Consider the following 18,008-nt stretch of genomic DNA (forward strand, 5'->3'; position numbering starts at 1 on the left):
CTCAGGCGGTCGCGTACTTCGCGGCGATTCCGAGCCCGAACGCCAGCAGCGCGAACCCGGCGAACGTCGCCGTCGAAATGTTCCCGTTCAGCCCGAGCAGGCCGACCGTCGTCGTCCCCCAGTACGCCAGCGGCAGCGGCACCTGCGCCGCCATCCCGCCGAGCGTCCCCAGGATTTCGCCGCCGGATTCGAACAGCGTCGAGGCGAAGAACCACAGCCCGGACAGCAGCCCGACGGCGCCGACGCTGGCCGCCTGCGTGCTCTTCCCGGCCTCTTGCCCGACCTGTTTCAGCGTCTGTTTCGGGTCACCGAGCCGGCCGCGTGACCGGTAAATCCACACCGGCAGCATCACGGCCAGCACGCCCAGCGGCGTCAGCATCGGGTCGACCAGCATCGCCCCGAGCCCGCCGCCGATGGCCAGCGGCGCGACCAGATACCACCGCTTCACGCCGCCACCTCCCCGAGCACCAAGCCGTCGGTGTACGGGTTCGGCTCACCGTCCTCAAGAGCGATGAAGCGGAGCATCGAGTCCGTGAATCCGAGGTAGACGAAGCCGAGGATGGCTCCGGCGACGGCGAACACCAGCGCCCCTGACAGCGCGAACAGAACCGCGCTACAGAACGTCAGCAGCGACGCGATGAACACCCCCGCGATTACCGGGTCTCGAAGGTCTCGAAGCCGGGGCTCGGTGTCCGCCCGGATAGTCAGCATGCGATACGTGTACCGTGCCGTGTCTGTGAGTTTCCTAATCATCTGTTTCTCCGTTCACGAGCCGCGTATGCACCTTTCGCAGCACGATGAGCGACATGATGCCGGCGAAGATCGAGATCGCCATCGACTGGGAGAGCCACGGGATGCTGGACGACAGCGTAATCGTCCCGCTCCCGAGCGCAATCCACAGCCGCGGGTCGTCACCGACCAGCGCGAACAGCGGCGTCAGCAGGCCGAGCATGTGCGTCACAAGCCCCGCCCACGACCCGATCCACGCCCACGGCGCGAATTCTTTCAGTGTCTGTTTCACGTTCATAACCGGTTACCTCGGGTCGAGCAGCGTGATTATCTGCCCGATGACGTACACTACGACGGCTGCCAGTGCCAGCCAGATGACCCACACAATCAGCGGCGCCAGCACCGTCTGGCCGCCGTTCGGCAGTGCTCCTGCGACGATCCCGTCCAGCGCCGAACCCACCGCGTCGATAGCAGGGAACACGCCCGACCGAACCGAGCTCGTGATGGTCGTCACCGCATCCCCCCAGATGTCAATCGGCGTGTAGACCGCCCACACGACGAACGACCCGATGGTGATCCCCGCCTTCACGACCCAGTTCCCGACCGTGTTCCGGACGACCGTCGCCGCGATTGACCGGACGACCGCGGCCGTAATCCCGCCGCCGCTGCTGCCGCTGGACGTGCCCGAGCTCATGGCGCGAGCCTCCGGGCGACGGTGACGCCGAGCCAGATGATGGCGAGGAACTCCAGCACCGCGATGAACCACGCGAAGATGCCGCCGCTTTGCAGCTGTGTCTGCGCGGTCAGCATCGCCGCCTGCCAGGACTGCTGGATGCCGTCGCCGTACAGCGACCCGTACCAGGCCTGCAGGAACGCAGCGAGCGCGTCGACGAACAGCAGGTTGAACTGGACGACCGTCATGATGTTCGCCGCCAAGCCGTAGCCGACGAACGACAACCCGCCCTTGATGAAGTCCCGAACCAGCGACGCCAGCATCACCGTTCCGCCGAGCGTCCTAGCGTTCGGGTTGATGTAGTCCGACACCGAGAACGCCTTCTTCAGGTTCTCGATGGTGAACTCGGTGATCACTTCGGTCGTCGAGCCGCCAGCCGTTCCGTCGTCGATGTCTGCGCTCACAGCCCCACCTCGCCGGTGCTGCTGCTCACCGCGCCGGGCGTCGTCCAGTTATGAGACGACCCCCGCATCGGCTACGCCTCCTCGTCTTCGGCCGCCGAGCCCTGGAACCGGTCGATGACCGGAATGTCGAGTCCCGACAGCGTCTCGATGTTCAGCCGGTCGTACGCCTTCGAGACCATCCACAGCGTCGCGAAGATGATGACGACCGACACCAGCCACGCCAGGATACCCCAGCTGGCCAGCGAGGACGCCGTGCCTTCTGCACCGGCGTTCAGGATGGTCGGGAAGCTGCCGAACAGCGCCTGGATGTTCCCGACTGTCACGGTCTCCAGCGCGCCGATTGTACCGGTGATGAGTTCCTGGATACTCCGGACGCCGTAGCTGAGCGCGTACCCGATGGTCGCGAGCGGCCCGCCGATGACGATGCCTGTGACGATCTTCCCGAGCTTCGACTCCTTAGCCGCCTCGACGATGTCTGCGACCGACTTTGCCATCCGACGTCACCCCACGACCCGCGTCCACACGCGGCCGAAGAAGCCAGTGAAGAGCGCCACGTAGCCGGTGATCGCTGTGGCGATGGCGCCGAGCGGCCCCAGAATCATCGAGACGATACCGCCGCCGACCATCGGAACGCCGATGCCGCCCGTGTCGGTCAGCACGTCGCTCTTCTCACCGTCGTCGTAGAGCCACGTCTGATGGACCCGGTAGGAGACACCGTCCTGGAAGGACGAGTCGATGGTGACCGTCGAGTTGTCGCCGGCGTCGACGTACGACTGCGAAATGTCCGACCACGCCGTCGAGTCGGAGAGCTCCTCGTACGTCTTGTTCCCGGCGCCTTCGATGTACTCAGCGGTCAGCAGCCGGCTCGTCGGCAGCGCCACCGTGTCCGTCAGCTTCGCGTTCTGCAGGTCGACGTCCTGCGCGGACGGGAAGCTGAACGTCCAGTACGCATCCAGCGCGGTGTCGTACTGGTACTCCTCGGCCAGCTCATCGTTCCACTCGTACTTGACGTTCTGCCCGTACTGCTTGTAGGCGACCTCGTAGTCGTACACCGTCGCGTTGTCGAACGTCGTCGACAGCGAGTCGAGCCCGCCGATGCTGTACGTCCCGGTCGGCTCGTACATCGTGGACTCCTCGAGCGACCCGTCGCCGTCCGTGTCGGCCATGTGGTCGCCGTAGCTCACCTTCGACAGCCGGTCAACCGACAGTTCGGTGACCGTCAGAGACACCTCGCCGCCCGCAGCGACAATGGAGACAGTCTCGACAGCGTCGAACGTGCCGTCGCCCGACCCCTCCGTCGCAAGGGCACTGAACTTCTGCTGGATGACGAACGACCCCGTGCCGTCCGCAAGCACGTCGGTCGTTGTCGTGCTCTTCGAACTGTTCAGGTGGACGCGCTTCTCGTCCCCGGTTCCGTCTTCGAAGACGATGGCAGCAGTCCCGTTCAGCGTCTGGACGTCGACCGCGACCCAGACGACGCGCTTGCTCACGTCGGTCGTTTTCGAGACCTCCGTCAGCGTCGCGGACGCGTTCTCCGTCGAGCCCAGCTGGGCGTCAACCGTGACCCCGTGGACGTCACCGGTGGCAGACGAGACGTTCAGCCCGCTCGTCGACCACGCGCTCGCGTTCAACGTCGTCCGATTCGTCGCGCCCGGCCGCTCGATCTTCGCCGGGTCGAGCGTGAACGGATTGTCGACGTCTTGGGTCTGCCCCGAGACGTTCGCGACGTTCCCGTTGTCGTCTTCGAACTGCGTCCAGTTCCCGTCCGCATCGCCGACCGTCTCGATGTGGTCGACGAACGTCCCGGTGAGCTCGAGCGCCGGCGTCTTGTCGGACGACCGGTCGATGGCCTTCTGGTCCGCTGCCGCCGCCGGCGCTGCCGCGGCGACCAGCAGCGCCATCATCACGACCGCCGCCGTATGGAGGTGCTTACGCATCGTCACCCCCGGTCGCCGCCAGCCCGAACTTCGCACGCGCACCCAGATACGCGAGACTGAGCCCTGCAACGCCCGCAGCCCACGGCGCCGCGGACGGCAGCGTCGCGAGCACGACGCAGGCGATGCCACCGAGACCGGCCAGCCAGCCCTGCTCTTCATCGAGGCCGGTGCCGCGGAGCGTCACACGCTCCGTCGGCCGTGCGTATCCGCCGTCAGTCGTCGCGGTGTCGGCCTCCTCCTCGTCGGTACCGAGGCTGTCGTCGTGGACAGTCGCCGTCCCCGTCGGTACGTGGACGTTCGCTTCTCCAGAGCCGCCGCCGTCGAGATCGACGCGGATCTCTCTGTCCAGGCTCGGCGTCTCGATGATTGCCTCCTCGCCGCGCTCCCGGACGGCGACCTGGCCCTCAGGCATCGGTCTCCTCCAGCTCCGAGTAGTCACGCCACTCGACGTCGGGGTCGACTCGTTCGCGAGTCTCCGGTTCGTCGGTCGGTTCGTCTGTGTCGATGTGTTCGCTCATGTAGTTGCGTTTGCGCCGGGTTCCGGCCGGCTACGCCGTGCTGTGAAAGTCAGTGCGACAGGCGCCAGCGCCACCAGCGTGGCGACCGTGACCAGCGCCACCTCAGCCGCCGTCACGACCGGACCAGCGAGCAGCGCCTCACGGACAGCCACGTAGCTGCCGAACAGGCAGACTGACACGCCGATAACCAGGACGAGCCACTGCGCGCTCCGCCGGTTCATGCGCGCAGTACCTCCTCGAGGACCTCGGCGACGTCGCCGGCGCCACGCCGCGTCGAGAACGGCTCACCGTTCCGAAGCCGCTTCGCGTGCCGCTCGCAGAACTCGCCGGTCACCGAGCCGTCCGTCACGGTTTCAGTTGCATCGCCGTCGCACTCCCCCGGCCACGGACACTCGGTCATGTAGCGCCTCCGACGACGTCACGGAGATCCTCGTCGACGCGAGCGACGTCCTGGACGGATAGAGCCAGGACGGGCTCGTCGCTCCGGTGGATGCGGTACTCCTGAAAGCCGTCGTCGTGGCCGCCCTCGCGGGGCGGCGGATTGTCGGTCGTCATGTGCGTATCGGCCGGCCTACCCAACCGGCCGATGGACTCGCCGAGCCGTCCCCGTGGTAAACTAGCTCGCCAAACAGCCCTCAGAAACACCGCAGGTGACCACGAAGGGGTCACGTACCAGTCCTTTATTACCCCCGGACAGGTCGGCGCGTGATATGCAGACGCTTCAGAAGAAAAGCGGCAGCGGCGTCGTCACCATCCCGAAAGACGACCTGGAACGCGACGAAATCCTCGAGGACGGTGCTCTCCCCGCCGAACAGAACGTCGTTGTCGACCGACTCGGCCGACGAGTCTACCTGGTCAGGTTCGTCGACGACACGCGCATCCCGGAGGTCGAAGACACCGAGGTCGTCGAACGCTTCGCAGCACAACGACTCATGAACCAAGACGCATTCGGGCAGTCGCAAACTGCCGATTAATCATATTAGAGCTATTTCAGTAACCACTACTCGGCCAATCCCCTAACCGTTCCATTTTAAAAGGGCCGTGAAACCTCATCATCATATTCCAGTATTTCAACAGACGGCTCCTCCACGACAGAATGGGGGACCCGATCAATACACAAGAATCCGTGTACAGACGGTGTCTCGAAGTGATCTGGGCCAGTGGTAAAGTATCGGGATCCTGGTCTGCTCTTCTCGTTCCGGGCGTAGATCATGTACTCCAACAGTTCTTCCAGACCATCGGCGGCGGTCGACTGCAGTCTAGTATACTTAACCTCGCCAATTGCGATACGCTCGATCTCGTCAGTGTCGATATCCCGCCTCAGTAGCACGAAATCGGGGCGGAGTTCATCCGGATTGGTTGGGCGCCGGTGGCCGAAGACAGCATCGGTGGACTTCGTTTGCTTGTTCAGGAGGTGATCCAACCGCCGCAGATAACGGTCTTCGTCTTTGGACTCCCCCAGGTCCTCACGGTCGAAGACGGGAGGTTTGAACGTGAGCAAATCACCCCCAGTCCAGTCATGGTAGAGTTCGTACTGTGCTCCGGACTCTCGCCAGGCAGCAACCAGGTCAGTAGGTCCAGTAATCAACTGGAGTTTGGGATTGTCATACGCCTCCAGCAATCTGAAGACCCAATACAATTCAAAGAGGGTAGGGACTTCGTCGTAGTCCTCACGTTTAGGATCAGGATAGAAGAGTTGGCGCCCAAGAAGCGATTTTGCTTCACTGTCGTCGATGTCGTGGCGCTTGAGTCTGCGATACCAGTTAAGGAGCTCTGCCGCTTCACGGTACAGTGGGCTCCGCGATTCGCTGACCGCTCTGATCATTCGGTCGCTTACTGTCACGTCGGCGTCCTTGAGGGGGCTCAAATAGACGTCGGTGAGTCCGGCTTCGAGGTGGTTTTGGAGCATCGAATCGTTGGTCCAGAGATCAAACCACGTGGCCTCGTCCTGGTCAACAAGATCACTTGCTCGGCTGTGAGCGTCGCGAACAGTCGTCAACAATTCCCAGAGGACGAGGTTCTCAGGCGTAGTCACCGTTTCTTCCGTAAGTTCACAGGCGAAAGTGAGCGAGTCAGGATCGCCTTCTCGATAGCGGGCCTTGATTGTTTCCTGCCAATTGATCCGACCCCGGAGTTCGCCCTCAAACTGTTGCGTTTCGTGTTTCGTGGTAGTATGAATCCGGCGGAGACGCCGTCGAAGTAACGATATAAAATCCATCACACCGTAATCCAAGGTGACTGGGACATCTACCTCCAACTGCGGTGGTCGCTGTTCGGCCTGAGCAGACAATTTCTCTCCAGACAAGAGAAAGTGAATATCCAGCAACTCATCTAGATTCTCGATATTGAGTGTGGGATCGACATTTTCGAGGATCGAGTCTAACTGGATACCTCGTCCGAGGTAGACACTGAACGAGGAGGCGATTTCTCTAACGAGTTCCTCAGCCGGAGTTCGTAGATCGTCCTGCTCTGGTCCGGTTGCGTCAACTCCCATTTTCGTCGGTGAATTCGACTTCGAAGTAATCTCGAGCGAACTGTTTCAGTTGTTCTGTATCGACGATATCTGCGTCATCTTCATTCACCGATTCAACCTTGTCCGGGAAATCCCGCTGTTTCGTCTTTGGGAGCCCCTCAAGTTGGGGCATGACGTACATGATTAGAGCATCTGTGTAGTCCGTGGAATCGCCATGACGAACCTCAGCAAGGATATCCCGAACAATCGCTGGGCCAATGGTTCGAACCTCGTTGATTGTCTTCCAGAGTTCGACGGTGATACTCGCTGTTTCCTCCGGGACAGTCGTACCGAACCAAGCTTCAGCGTACTCCTGGATAAGGTCTTCTTCGATGTCGTCTACAGAAGGGACCGACACAGGAATGAAAGCGAAGCGCCGCATGAACGCATAGCTCATTTGATACAGTGAGGTCTTGTCATAGGTGTTCATCGTCGCCAGAAGTCGCCAATCGGGCGAAATGAAGTAATGGTTCGAGTCCAGTGAGGAGACTTCGGTGTCGGTAGGGTCACCGACGAGCGTTACTGGTTTCTCGTTCTTTCCATCAAAGGGAAGCCTGATAGTCTCCCCAGTAAGCGCCGAAAAGAGCGCGCCGAACGCTTTGTCGATATCGGCACGATTGAGCTCGTCGATAATCAGCCACTCATTCGCCGGCGTTCCTTCTTCATCCGCCATGAAACGATCCAGAAACACCCCAGGGTGGAATTCGAGACTCCGATCAGTCTCCGGTCGATAACCACCGATGGTGTCGAAAGTCGACCAATCAGCAGACGCTGTAACCATTTCGTGGTCCTCATCGACGTAATGGCGAGCGACCTCTCTGGCTAATTTGGTTTTTCCAGTTCCCGGTGGGCCAGTGAGTATCACGTGTTTTCCGTTTTCGAGAGCAGACTGAATCCGACTCAGGATTCGTGTCTTTTGATCAGACGTGAAGACGAGCTCCGGTATTTCGATGTCGTCACCGCTCGTTTCGATGATAGAAGATCGTTTAGCCTGCCAGTCATCGAAAGTATCTACAGGGTCGTCCTCGGTCTCGTCTTCTCCGGATTTCTCTTTTCTATTTCCAAACTCGTCGTCGACCCGTTCGACTCCGAGCATCTCCACAAAATCGTTTATTGAACCTTCAACATCGCCAGCGACATCAGCAACCTCTAACCGGCGGCTCAGGGCCCCGATAAAATGATCCAACCTTGGCTCGAACTTGTGTACGGTCCATTGATGGAACAGTTCATTACCTGGCTTGAGACAATTTACTGATACTCCACCCTCCGGATCGACAGTACCCACGGTCATCCAGTCAACACCGACGAACTGAGAGTGGTCGAACTCCTCAGAGTCGACACTAGCAGCAATATCGTCGTGTGTTTCCACACCCTTCACATCCGGGAAGTCGTCGAAGGAAGCAGTGACTTGCCCGACACCATAGGCGACATCGATCGAATTCACCCGAGATCCAGCAATAATAATGTCCCCTGCCTCGATCTCGTGTTGAAAATTGTATATTTGACGTTCGGAATCCTGGACTCGTTGGCCTGTCGGGCTACCGGGATCATCCGGAATATCATCAACCGACCAACCGATAGAGGCGAATTCATTCTCTACCCAAGTTGGCCAAAATTCCCCACCCTCGGGGGAGATAGTCCACACATCTTTGTTATTGATATTGAACTCGGGTGTTGCATATAGTACATCGAGAAAGCGGTCGTACGTTTCAACGGCCGTAATGAGATCGCAGACCACAGATCCGGTGTTACTCAGATCATCGAGGTCATATTCTTTCACAAAGACGGTCCCACTGTTGTAGACTCCAGAACGGTTGAGTTCCGACGAAAGTTCGGCTTGTTTCGGTGCAAACCCATCGGGAATGTCGATGATCTCTCGGTAACGCTCTGCATGGCGTTCGAGAATAGTGGCAGCGGTTGGGTTGATCCCACTTCGACTCGATGTTCGCATTGCCTCGGTTGACCCCTGATTCAGGGTCAGATAGAGCCGCCTTTTGTGCGGATCAAATAAATAAACTACATAGATTCCGGCTTGAGTCGTCGTGGTCTCGTCAGATCGTTCGATCGGGATATAGGGTATATCAGAGATCGCCCCCTGACCGAGTGTTGGCCTGATAGTGTAGTCACCACTCTGGTTACCCAGAGCGGCCTCTACAGCTGGTTCTGTTCGGTCACGGATCAGATTTTGAAGATCAGGGAAGTCACTCGTTTTGTAACCTCTGTTTTTAGGACCACGATCATTCTGCTCTGATCCAGGATAGCTCTCAAGAATCCGCTGCAAAATACTTGGAAGGTGCTTGGCCTCCTCGATAGGAGTCAAGTAATAGGTATTCTCTCCATCAAGTGTGGTTTCAGTGCGTTCGATGTACCCTCTGTCTTCGAGGAACGCAGCAATTCGGCTCCCCCCTCGTGAGGAAACGTCTAACTCCTTCCAAAATTCAACTTGATGAATTCCTTCTGATTCATAAATTAGTTCCAATCCTATTTTTTCTGACTTCCCAAATGCACGACCTGTAGACTCATCCATTGCCTGCGAAATAGTAAGAGCATCTGATAAAACTATCTGAGGTCAACTTAGACGTTCAACTAGATGGGACCCGTAGTTTTGGCATACCGCCTTTTGTTCACCAGTGGTGTTGTGGACACTCATTATTTCGCCAAACTAGTTAGGGAGGGTCCAACGAGATACGTCTCGTTTATTCAGTAGCGGAATCAGAAAGACCCCGACAAAATCGGTAATGTTACTTGGCCAACCCCTTTCCAATCCCGAACCAGTGAATCTACCCCTTGTAATACGTTCTTCATCCGTCCTCAGTACTAGTCGCAGCATCAGTCTCAGATTCAACGCCCTCGGAACTTTGCTCGCCCGAACGACGATTCACCGATGTAATCTCTTTATCCCCTAGGCTATCAATTCTGGAATCAATCGCTTCGATTTTTAGATGTGCATATCGGTACACCACCCATAACAACAATACACTAAAAGAGGTTGAGAATGCCAAAATAGAGAGTATGTCATTTTGTCCAAGGTACCTCTCGAATAGAATTGCGAGCAACCAGGTCACGGCTAAACTAAGTCCGATAATCTGGAGGCTCATCTGCCAGTGAGACGGACTCAGTACCTCAGTTGTCGCTACTTCATCGGGACTGAATAAATCGACAGGCGAGGTAAGGATCTTGGATAGCACCGACATCAGTGTCTGATTGTATTCATTTCCATATAACCCGGAAGGTTTGGCAGAAACCCCATCAACACCGATCTGCTCCTCGATGAAGATTGCATGTGACGCCCATTGATAGTATTCAAGTCCTAGTTTCAGATGTGTGGTTATCCCTACGATAGATACAAATGTCACAGTCAAAAGCAGAGGTATCTGGAAAGTCGGAAACCCAGTTGAGATAGTGATCAAACCGAGGATGACCCCCGAATAGATATTAGTAGAGCTATAACGGATTTTGTCAATATGTCGTACGTGGTCCCAATGGTGGGTCAGCTGATTTAGCAGATCCTCATCCGTCATGTCGGTAAACCTATTTGGCTATTTCATTACAGTAACGTGAATCTGACTGAAGTAGGTCTACGATAGTCGGAGATTAGTTGGAACAGGTTGAGCTGTCCGGGAAGTGGTGGAAAGTCGGACAAAACCACGCCAGATCCACCCCCAACCCGACCCGAACACCCCCCGAACCCAGGCGTTCTCGACCGAGTAGCGAGTAAACCGGACACAAGGAGGATGAGGTCACTTGGTGGACAATTTATTAGCCTCCATTTCCAGTTTCCAGCTGATAGGAATGGTCAGTCGCCGACGATTCCTCAAAGGCGCGTACGCTTCCGGCTGTATCGCCTTGGCAGGTTGCACTGGTACGATCAATTCCGCTTCCGGCGGAACACCAACCGATCAGACCAACCCAGAAACCCCGTGGACCTCGAATGTCCGCTTCAAATCTCCCGTCGAGGAACTCAATATGACCATCACCAGAGTAGGGAATCATATGGCGGGCCTGGACAGCAAGATCGAGATTGAGGGCGGGCTCCGACTCGGCGAGAGACGGAAGCGGCGGTCGGTGTTTATCTCCCAACTTAAACTGGTATTCTACGAGGAGGGGTCTGTGGTCCACGAAATGCCGATTCTAACCGAAGACCAAGATCGGCTAGCTGTTTCGAACATTGCCACCTGTCGGATGAGCGCTACAACTCATTTTACGATTACAAAGAAAGGGGCGGGCGTCAGTTCAGCCGCGGCGGACAGATGTGAAATTAGAGCGCCGCCTCAACACGTGACCGTAAAGACACGGACCGACGACGCACCCTGCAAGCTCAAGTGAGGGTGTAATTCTTCGGAGTCGCTGTGACAGTCGAAGCCCGAACTAGTCCTGTTGGATCGGGCCAATTGCATAGATCCCATCGAGGGTGGCTACGTAGACGATCCCATCCACGACCACAGGGGTAGAATTCATCGCTGTTCCGACACTTACAGCTGCAACGGGCTTCATGGAAGGAGTTAGCGCATAGAGCGTTCCTTCTGTGGAGGAGCCCTGATCACCACCACCAACGTAGATGATGCCGTCAACGACCACAGGCGACGAAGAAAGGCCCTCCTGGATTGTAGTACCGGAACCACTGGCAAGTTCCATGCTTCCTCTAATCTTGCCGGTCTTACGGTCGAACTTCAAGATGTACTCATCTTTGTCCGTAACGTACAGCATTTCCTCGGTAACAGCAGGCGATGACGCCACAGGCCCTAATCCGACAGCTGGAGTTGTCTGCCATTCTATCTCTCCGGTCTTCGCATCAAGCGCATAGAGCCACCCGTCCTCGTCACCGAAGTAAACTGTCCCGTCAACGACGGCGGGCGCGCCGGGCACTCGCAATTGCGCCGAGAACCCCCATCGACGTCCACCCGTTTTCGCATCTATCGCGAGTAAGTTATCAACGCCCGCGGTAGCCACGCTAACGTATACTGTCCCGTCGACGACAGCCGGTGCACTCTCGACGTCACCGTCGAGGGGGAGACGCCACTGCTCAGTACCTGTCGCGGCATCGAGCGCAGCGATAGTGCCCTGGGAATCACCCTCGCTGTTATTGCTTGCCACGTAAGCGGTGTCCTCGACGACAGTGGGCGGGGCTCCGACCCACCCGTCCGATTCAAGCACATAGCTCCACTCATGGGACCCATCACTGGCATTCAACGCATATACACGGCCGTCATTGGCACCTAAGTAAACGCGGCCGTCCGCCACAGCAGGAGTTGATGAAATTAACGGTGATTCACCCTCCCTTAGACGCGATCTCCATAGTGAACGGCCCGACGCGGCATCAACGGCATGAAGCTCCCCATCTGTACCAGCGTATACCTTCCCATCAGCGACGACAAGGGAGCTCCTGAAGCCAGCGTCGTCATAGTGCCACCGGACGCTAGATCCGAGTGGCTGATCTGTGAATGGGCCGTTGCCCTCCGGGACGTGTCCACTGTTTCTCGTGTCGGCGTGGATCTGTCGCCAGTCGCCGACGGGCTGTGAGCGTTCAATCGGTGGCTCCGACCGAACCATCTGTTTGAATTTTCCGGCACAGCCGGCGATACTCCCGAGTCCGAGTGTCCCGCTAGCTGCGAGGAATTGACGACGTGAAGCAAATTCCGTGTTCATATTGACCATCGTAACTGCTTACAGTCCCGATTCGAGATGATGATTACCGATTACCTGCCTCGAGGCGTCGTGTTGACTCCCGGTTTGTCTTGATATCATCGATACTGTGAAAGATCTGAGTTAGCGAGTGGATACTGATCGACTACATCGCCTTTCCCTGGAATTGGCCGCGGCAGGTCGATTACCCCGTCTCCATTCTCATCGTTCTTCTTGAATGCCGAATAATAGTTCCCGAGTTTGTGTTTCTTACTGTATAATCGGATTGGGTCGCTCGTACCGGAGCCGGCATCCCAAACCGACCCTTTCGGGAGACTGATATCCGCACCGATGAACGCGTTTAGCCAGATTTTCTTGGCTGGCACGGATTTGAAGAACCAGTTGACCCCGCCAGAGGCCCTAAACTGACACCGCTTGATTTCGTCGAGATGGTATACGTCGGATCGGTTGGGACCGGACTGTTCGATAATCTTCCCGTAGATAGTCGAATCAAGAATTCGCGAGCCCGCCACAGTATCGGTGAAGACAACGACTTCAGGCGGACCTTGTTTTCCGATCGTACAGCGCTTGACCGTGTTCTTGTACCCACTCATACGCAGCTGCGCCATCGTCGTGTCCGTCACGATCCCGTCGCCATCCACAGAGACGGACCCATCAACGCGGCAGTTCTGAATTTTGGTCCCCTCAACTGATTGTTCCGCGTGTGAGTTTCTGAGAAGCCCGACCGTCGCGGGTGCAGTGAGCGTACAGTTGATGACGGAACTACTTTTCAAGGTGAGTTCGTCCCCCGTCGTCTTCACCGTAAGATTCCGAAGTGTTGTATTTGAGAGGGCCGTATGGATATGATTACTTAGGTGGTTGAAAGGCGTCACAGTGAGGGTCACGTCGGAGTCAACCCCGACGAGCGTTACACGCGGCAGAATGCGTCCTCGCTCTTCCTCCCAAGGAATCTCAGATTGTAGTTCATAGGACCCGGAACGTATCGCGATCAGATCCCCCTTCTGTGCTACCTGCATCGCCTTCGCCACGGTCCTGTAATCACCGGAGCCATCTTGGGCAACAACGAAATCGGCTCGCTCACGAACACTTGGAGTTGCCGTCGCGGTCTCCGTCGGAGTAGCCGTCTGCGTGTTCGTCGGAGTTGGATCAGCCGATGTTGCAGTTTGAGTTGGCGATCGACTGGTCCCACTTCCCAGGCCTCGGCTAGTACAGCCAGCGATCGCGACGAGACTGCCAATACCAGCCAATACATCTCGCCGGTCCATATGTGAGCCTTACCCGACAAATATGTGTTATATCTGTCGGATTTATCCATAGATGCTATCACCCTATAAGAACCACCAACCGGACCCAAACCAGCCGAACACCTCTCAACCAAGGCCTTCTAGGCCAAGTAACGCAAACTCAAGGTAAGCGATGAATCTGAGAGAACACGACGAACGAGAAGACAAGAAGGTCTGGCTATCGACCGAAGAAACCGAACGGTTCCTCGCCACCGCCGAAAACACACAGAAACGAATCGCATTCGGACTCGGCGCCCGCTGCGGCCTCCGGTCCGGCGAGTGGCTCGACGTCACCCCACGCGACGTCGTCGACACCGACGCCGGAACGATGCTCCGCGTCTGGGAGGGGAAAGGCGACAAGTTCCGCGAGACACCGATTCCTGACGTGCTCGCAACGCGGATACGTGTTGCCGGCGAGGAGCAGCCGGACGAACCCGTGCTGTCGGTAACGTCGACGCGGACGCTCCGACGGTGGGTTGACCGCGCCGGCGACCAGCTCGCTGAGGAGACTGGCGAGGTCGGTTGGCGGGAACTCTCCACCCATGATCTCCGGCGGACCTGGGCGACCGCGCTCGCCGACGCCGAGGTCGACCCGCTACTCGCGCTCGACTGGGGCGGCTGGGAAGACCTCGAAACGTTCCTCGAACACTACAAGGGCGTGTACAGTCCCGCGGCGCAGCGGCGTGCGAGAGAGAAGGTGAGTTGGTTGTAACTCCGAACTCACAGATATGGGGGCTCCTTCGTCCGTGTCTCGGATTGAGAAAGGCAATTCAATCTTCTCCAGCCGCGGTCCAAGTTGATTCTGACTATAAGTACACGTTACCCAAGGGATTTTACATTCCGGGTTGTTATCTTCTCCACGTAATGAGTCATCAGCAAAGGCAGTCCCCCAAACAGCAGTTGGTTGGGTTCGCTAACACCTTCATTCAGGCTACAGCCTCGACTGCCTTTGCGTTCATCACGATGGCGATTCTGGTTATCTACACCGTTCTACAGTTTAACATAGTTCCCGAGATCGGGTCTCTCCCAGAGATGACTCTACTTCCTGCATATTTCGTCGCAACTTGGATGAGCTTAGTCCTGTATCTCACCTCAGAGAACCTCAAAGGTGAGCAAGAGCCTGATGTAGATACGGACGAGGCTGTTGAGGAAATTGAGGAGGAAGATCCCTCTGATTGGGACGAACTCTGGGAAAATGCTGGTCAGATTTTCAAGGGGTACGCTTCGATGGCTTACCTATCTCTGATCATGGTGACTGGAGCAATTTTAGGAACAGCAGGAGCGATTATGTTCAGCTCGATGCTGGGAGTCATACTTGCTATTGCAATGCCAGCGGTAGAACTCAGGTTAGGAGAGGGTAGATTTTGGTTCCTCACTCCATCAAACCTTTTCGCATTCCCAGCGTTTGCCCTAATGATCCCAGTGACCATTGCAACTGTGCTGCTGGCGGTTATATTAGGAACTATTCTAGGGCTGTCCCAAGCGCTGAAGGAGTTCTGGAAAGAGATCGTCAAGGTAGTGGTTCAAATCCTTGCCACTACGTATGTTGAAACACCTGCTCTTGACCCATTCCGGCAGACATTCAACCGGCCTGGTCGCCGCTAATCGTCGAGCACCACCACGTTGGGAAGAACAGCCGATATCCACCGCCAGTACACGCAAAGAAGGCGAGAGCAATCGTGAGGTCATCAGCACCACAGTACCAGAAAGTCGAGCAAACAATTGCAGAAGCCAACAAGCCCGGAATGACGATATGCCACTCGTGAACCATCTTAACTAGCTGTACTGACTTAGGTGCATTGTCGTTCTCATAATCCCAGTTTTCTCGAATCCATTCCTTAGACAATAGTGTCACATCATCCTCACTCATATTGAGCCCTTAGTCATCATTCACGAAATGCGGCGACTAAATAGGTACTGTGTCGCGCCTATAGTATTCCAGTTTGACGTCTGCTCTATCCATGGCTGACCACTGCCTCTTCCTTCCTCGTCTCTATTCGGTGTCAAAGACTACTGACCCGACGAATACCTGGCCAGATCTGAAGGGCGCTCTGGAAAGGTCGGTTGTGGAGCACCGCACCGATGGCAGCTAAATCTCGATATATGGGTTGCGTGAGGTTTCCAGATACTCCTTAGCAGGGTTCATAACCCCATTTGAACGGTCCTCTCTGAATTGTTCGGCCTCACGAACGTGTGCGAGCCGTCGAGGTTTCCCGAAGGTCCTACGAAACTCCGCATCTGTTCCGAACTTCTGTGTGAGGCTAGATCCAGATGGATCGTACGTCGGGGGGACATCAGGTAGGCCAGGGATAGTGGGAAGGGATCCATTTGCACTTAGATAACCCTCAAGATCCTCGTTATTATTAGACCGGACCTTGAGCGCTCTCGCCTCGTTCGGAATCATCGTCCTGCCGTAGCGGTCAGCACCGGTTGGTCCGCCCTCAGAAGAATATCTCCTGTATTCCCACGCCCCGTTTAACATGGTGCTGAACCCTTGAATACCTAGGTCAGTGGCATACGAACCGAACCATTCGGACCGAGGACTTATGATGGGAAGGTTGTGCTCCGATGCGATGTCCGAGAGTTGACCAACAAAGGTCTCCATTCGTGCCGCTCGATTCGTTTGCCAGATTCTGTTCGGATAATAGACTGTAAGTGCGATCCCAGCGTAGTCATACGAATTCACTTCTGGGTTTAATGTCTGAAGTGCTTCTAGTGCCGTGTCGCGATCTGCGTCGGTATCAAATGCTTCCGGAGTAATGTAGAGGTGGAAATATGCGTCAGTATCCTGAATATCTTCCACTGCTTCAGCCATCTTCTGATTCGCTGTTATCCATGCTTCAGCGAGATCCGCGTTCCAAGTTCGGGCAAATTGGGGGACAGGAGGGATCACAATGGAGCTCGGGACCTTTGACGCCTCTTCAGCGAGGATATCAAAATATCCCTCGTAGTTGTTAGGTTCGAGTTCAATCCAAGCCTCCTCGGCTGAATCAATCTCTCCTGCATTTGCTGCTACTGTCGCAGCCCCCTCCGTTTCTTCCAGGACTCGATTGATATTCGCATGTATAAATGGCTGAACGAATTCTGGGAAGATTGATTGGGCCTCCGCGTGCCTACCTTCGCGTAGGAGACGTTCAAACTCATCTTTATCTAAACTACTGAGTCGAGTGAGATAGTTCACCAAGGTTTTCGTTCTTTTGTAGTTGTAGAGCTCAGGAGGATCGAAGAATACCAGCGGGTGCTCTTCTTCCAATTCTTGAATTTCCTGACTGCCGACCTCTTCACCTTGTTCATTAGTCCGTGTCGTAATCTCGTTCTTACTTCGAAGCCAAGACCATTTGGCAGCAGGGACAGTGATCGGGTTCTGTTCGTCAAGTGTATCCGTATGGTTGAGTAGCGCTCGAAGTCCCTCAGCACCTTTAACCTCCGGAATGTACATCGGCGAAGGGATATCCGTGTGTATTCCCATCTGGACCTTTTCGGTCGAGTCACCTTTATTCCGAAGGTACATGTTAGCGTCAGACATTGGTTATTTCATAGTCACGTTCTTCCGTTATATTTCTATTGGTGATCCGGTTCTAGATAGGCTTCTATGAGTTATACTATTCCATGCTCTCGATATTCACTGCTTAATAGGGTCCGAAGAAAACTGCCGAACTGGGTCTTCAGGATTCTCTGAGATCCGTTTGTAGAACTTAAGAGTCCTGTGTTGGTCATCATGATACCTGATTTTTCCTAGCGTCATTTCTGTCTCGATGAGCTCCCCAAGTTGAACTTTATGAACACCCTTCCTGATAGTCGGTGGATCAAAAACCTGGATATGTAGGTGGTGGACATACGAGCTTCCACCGACCCCTTGAGGCGTATAATGGAAATCCTTGGAGAACTTCTCGTCAACGCTCTCGAATGAGATTTCCCGATTGTCAACAAATAGTTTGAGGCTTGATTCGGTTCTACTCTCGACAGTCTCGAATTCAGTTGTCCGTGATGTAGGGTGGACACCGGTATTTACGGTAACCGATGTTGAGCACGTACTACAGGAGAAAGTCGTCTTGAGATGCTCTGACAGCATTCGGTCTCCCCCAGTTGCCACATGAGCCTGTGGCTCCCGAATAACTCTCACACCATCACCCTCTGTGGCACCACAGGAGAGACACCTAACTTCGAACATGGTTGGTTCGTCAATGTCGGTGCCCAATAATTTAGGGGAGGATTTAGGAATCGGATAGCTGCCTTCGATCCGGCTGAT

At 56.0% G+C, this 18,008-nt stretch carries 23 protein-coding genes; 4 read left to right on the top strand and 19 right to left on the bottom strand.

The features are described 5' to 3' along the window. Position 1 precedes the first annotated feature (1 nt). From ACQUS7_RS01050 to ACQUS7_RS01100, 11 genes are all read right to left on the bottom strand, one after another. Positions 2-448 (bottom strand): hypothetical protein, encoded by a 447-nt coding sequence (locus ACQUS7_RS01050; RefSeq protein ID WP_435143717.1) that lies wholly within the window; start codon positions 446-448, stop codon positions 2-4. After that, positions 445-753, bottom strand: a complete 309-nt coding sequence (locus tag ACQUS7_RS01055; RefSeq protein WP_435143720.1) for a hypothetical protein — start codon at positions 751-753, stop codon at positions 445-447. The genes ACQUS7_RS01050 and ACQUS7_RS01055 overlap by 4 nt, the downstream gene beginning before the upstream one ends. Further along, entirely contained in the window at positions 746-1,027 is a 282-nt protein-coding gene (locus ACQUS7_RS01060; protein ID WP_435143721.1) for a hypothetical protein, read from the bottom strand. The genes ACQUS7_RS01055 and ACQUS7_RS01060 overlap by 8 nt, the downstream gene beginning before the upstream one ends. Positions 1,028-1,033: 6 nt before the next feature. After that, the gene (locus ACQUS7_RS01065; RefSeq protein ID WP_435143724.1) at positions 1,034-1,423 is read right to left on the bottom strand and encodes a hypothetical protein; all 390 of its coding nucleotides are present in this window, start codon (positions 1,421-1,423) and stop codon (positions 1,034-1,036) included. Next, positions 1,420-1,866, bottom strand: coding sequence for a hypothetical protein (locus tag ACQUS7_RS01070; protein ID WP_435143727.1), 447 nt, complete (start codon positions 1,864-1,866; stop codon positions 1,420-1,422). The genes ACQUS7_RS01065 and ACQUS7_RS01070 overlap by 4 nt, the downstream gene beginning before the upstream one ends. Before the next feature lie 71 nt (positions 1,867-1,937). Continuing rightward, a complete protein-coding gene (locus ACQUS7_RS01075; protein ID WP_435143729.1) occupies positions 1,938-2,360 on the bottom strand; it encodes a hypothetical protein in 423 nt (140 codons plus the stop codon). Positions 2,361-2,366: 6 nt separating this feature from the next. Next, positions 2,367-3,803, bottom strand: coding sequence for a hypothetical protein (locus ACQUS7_RS01080; RefSeq protein ID WP_435143731.1), 1,437 nt, complete (start codon positions 3,801-3,803; stop codon positions 2,367-2,369). Continuing rightward, positions 3,796-4,215 (bottom strand): hypothetical protein, encoded by a 420-nt coding sequence (locus ACQUS7_RS01085; protein WP_435143733.1) that lies wholly within the window; start codon positions 4,213-4,215, stop codon positions 3,796-3,798. The genes ACQUS7_RS01080 and ACQUS7_RS01085 overlap by 8 nt, the downstream gene beginning before the upstream one ends. A gap of 102 nt (positions 4,216-4,317) precedes the next feature. Continuing rightward, positions 4,318-4,542 (bottom strand): hypothetical protein, encoded by a 225-nt coding sequence (locus ACQUS7_RS01090; protein ID WP_435143736.1) that lies wholly within the window; start codon positions 4,540-4,542, stop codon positions 4,318-4,320. Further along, complete coding sequence (locus ACQUS7_RS01095) at positions 4,539-4,721, bottom strand: hypothetical protein (protein WP_435143739.1); 183 nt, start codon at positions 4,719-4,721, stop codon at positions 4,539-4,541. Before ACQUS7_RS01095 ends, ACQUS7_RS01090 begins: the two co-directional genes overlap by 4 nt. After that, positions 4,718-4,876, bottom strand: a complete 159-nt coding sequence (locus tag ACQUS7_RS01100; protein ID WP_435143742.1) for a hypothetical protein — start codon at positions 4,874-4,876, stop codon at positions 4,718-4,720. Before ACQUS7_RS01100 ends, ACQUS7_RS01095 begins: the two co-directional genes overlap by 4 nt. Positions 4,877-5,031: 155 nt before the next feature. On the opposite strand from ACQUS7_RS01100, the gene ACQUS7_RS01105 reads away from it, so the two are divergent. Next, positions 5,032-5,295 carry a hypothetical protein gene (locus tag ACQUS7_RS01105; RefSeq protein WP_435143745.1) on the top strand — a complete coding sequence of 88 codons (264 nt, stop codon included), beginning with the start codon at positions 5,032-5,034 and terminating at the stop codon, positions 5,293-5,295. Positions 5,296-5,351: 56 nt separating this feature from the next. On the opposite strand, the gene ACQUS7_RS01110 is transcribed toward ACQUS7_RS01105, so the two are convergent. From ACQUS7_RS01110 to ACQUS7_RS01120, 3 genes are all read right to left on the bottom strand, one after another. Then, positions 5,352-6,815 (bottom strand): hypothetical protein, encoded by a 1,464-nt coding sequence (locus ACQUS7_RS01110; RefSeq protein ID WP_435143748.1) that lies wholly within the window; start codon positions 6,813-6,815, stop codon positions 5,352-5,354. Continuing rightward, entirely contained in the window at positions 6,805-9,360 is a 2,556-nt protein-coding gene (locus ACQUS7_RS01115; protein ID WP_435143750.1) for an MrcB family domain-containing protein, read from the bottom strand. Before ACQUS7_RS01115 ends, ACQUS7_RS01110 begins: the two co-directional genes overlap by 11 nt. A gap of 274 nt (positions 9,361-9,634) precedes the next feature. Continuing rightward, entirely contained in the window at positions 9,635-10,354 is a 720-nt protein-coding gene (locus ACQUS7_RS01120) for a hypothetical protein (protein WP_435143753.1), read from the bottom strand. A gap of 472 nt (positions 10,355-10,826) precedes the next feature. Between ACQUS7_RS01120 and ACQUS7_RS01125 the strand changes: the two genes are divergently transcribed. Beyond that, positions 10,827-11,159, top strand: a complete 333-nt coding sequence (locus ACQUS7_RS01125; RefSeq protein WP_435143755.1) for a hypothetical protein — start codon at positions 10,827-10,829, stop codon at positions 11,157-11,159. A 42-nt stretch (positions 11,160-11,201) separates the two neighbouring features. On the opposite strand, the gene ACQUS7_RS01130 is transcribed toward ACQUS7_RS01125, so the two are convergent. Both ACQUS7_RS01130 and ACQUS7_RS01135 read right to left on the bottom strand, forming a co-directional pair. Beyond that, on the bottom strand, positions 11,202-12,488 hold the full coding sequence (locus ACQUS7_RS01130) for a PQQ-binding-like beta-propeller repeat protein (protein WP_435143758.1): 1,287 nt from the start codon (positions 12,486-12,488) through the stop codon (positions 11,202-11,204). A gap of 86 nt (positions 12,489-12,574) precedes the next feature. After that, positions 12,575-13,504, bottom strand: coding sequence for a hypothetical protein (locus ACQUS7_RS01135; protein WP_435143760.1), 930 nt, complete (start codon positions 13,502-13,504; stop codon positions 12,575-12,577). 388 nt (positions 13,505-13,892) lie between these two features. On the opposite strand from ACQUS7_RS01135, the gene ACQUS7_RS01140 reads away from it, so the two are divergent. Continuing rightward, positions 13,893-14,471: a tyrosine-type recombinase/integrase gene (locus tag ACQUS7_RS01140; protein ID WP_435143763.1), complete on the top strand. Its 579-nt coding sequence runs from the start codon at positions 13,893-13,895 to the stop codon at positions 14,469-14,471. Between the two features lie 152 nt (positions 14,472-14,623). Next, complete coding sequence (locus ACQUS7_RS01145; RefSeq protein WP_435143765.1) at positions 14,624-15,364, top strand: hypothetical protein; 741 nt, start codon at positions 14,624-14,626, stop codon at positions 15,362-15,364. On the opposite strand, the gene ACQUS7_RS01150 is transcribed toward ACQUS7_RS01145, so the two are convergent. The 3 genes from ACQUS7_RS01150 to ACQUS7_RS01160 form a co-directional block, all read right to left on the bottom strand. Further along, complete coding sequence (locus ACQUS7_RS01150) at positions 15,342-15,629, bottom strand: hypothetical protein (protein WP_435143767.1); 288 nt, start codon at positions 15,627-15,629, stop codon at positions 15,342-15,344. The two genes, ACQUS7_RS01145 and ACQUS7_RS01150, sit on opposite strands and share 23 nt — an antisense overlap. Before the next feature lie 219 nt (positions 15,630-15,848). Further along, on the bottom strand, positions 15,849-17,285 hold the full coding sequence (locus tag ACQUS7_RS01155; RefSeq protein WP_435143769.1) for a hypothetical protein: 1,437 nt from the start codon (positions 17,283-17,285) through the stop codon (positions 15,849-15,851). A gap of 96 nt (positions 17,286-17,381) precedes the next feature. Then, positions 17,382-17,930 carry a hypothetical protein gene (locus tag ACQUS7_RS01160; RefSeq protein ID WP_435143771.1) on the bottom strand — a complete coding sequence of 183 codons (549 nt, stop codon included), beginning with the start codon at positions 17,928-17,930 and terminating at the stop codon, positions 17,382-17,384. Between the last annotated feature and the right edge of the window lie 78 nt (positions 17,931-18,008).

Source organism: Halobaculum sp. P14 (assembly GCF_051195155.1).
Lineage (GTDB): Archaea > Halobacteriota > Halobacteria > Halobacteriales > Haloferacaceae > JBNTKA01.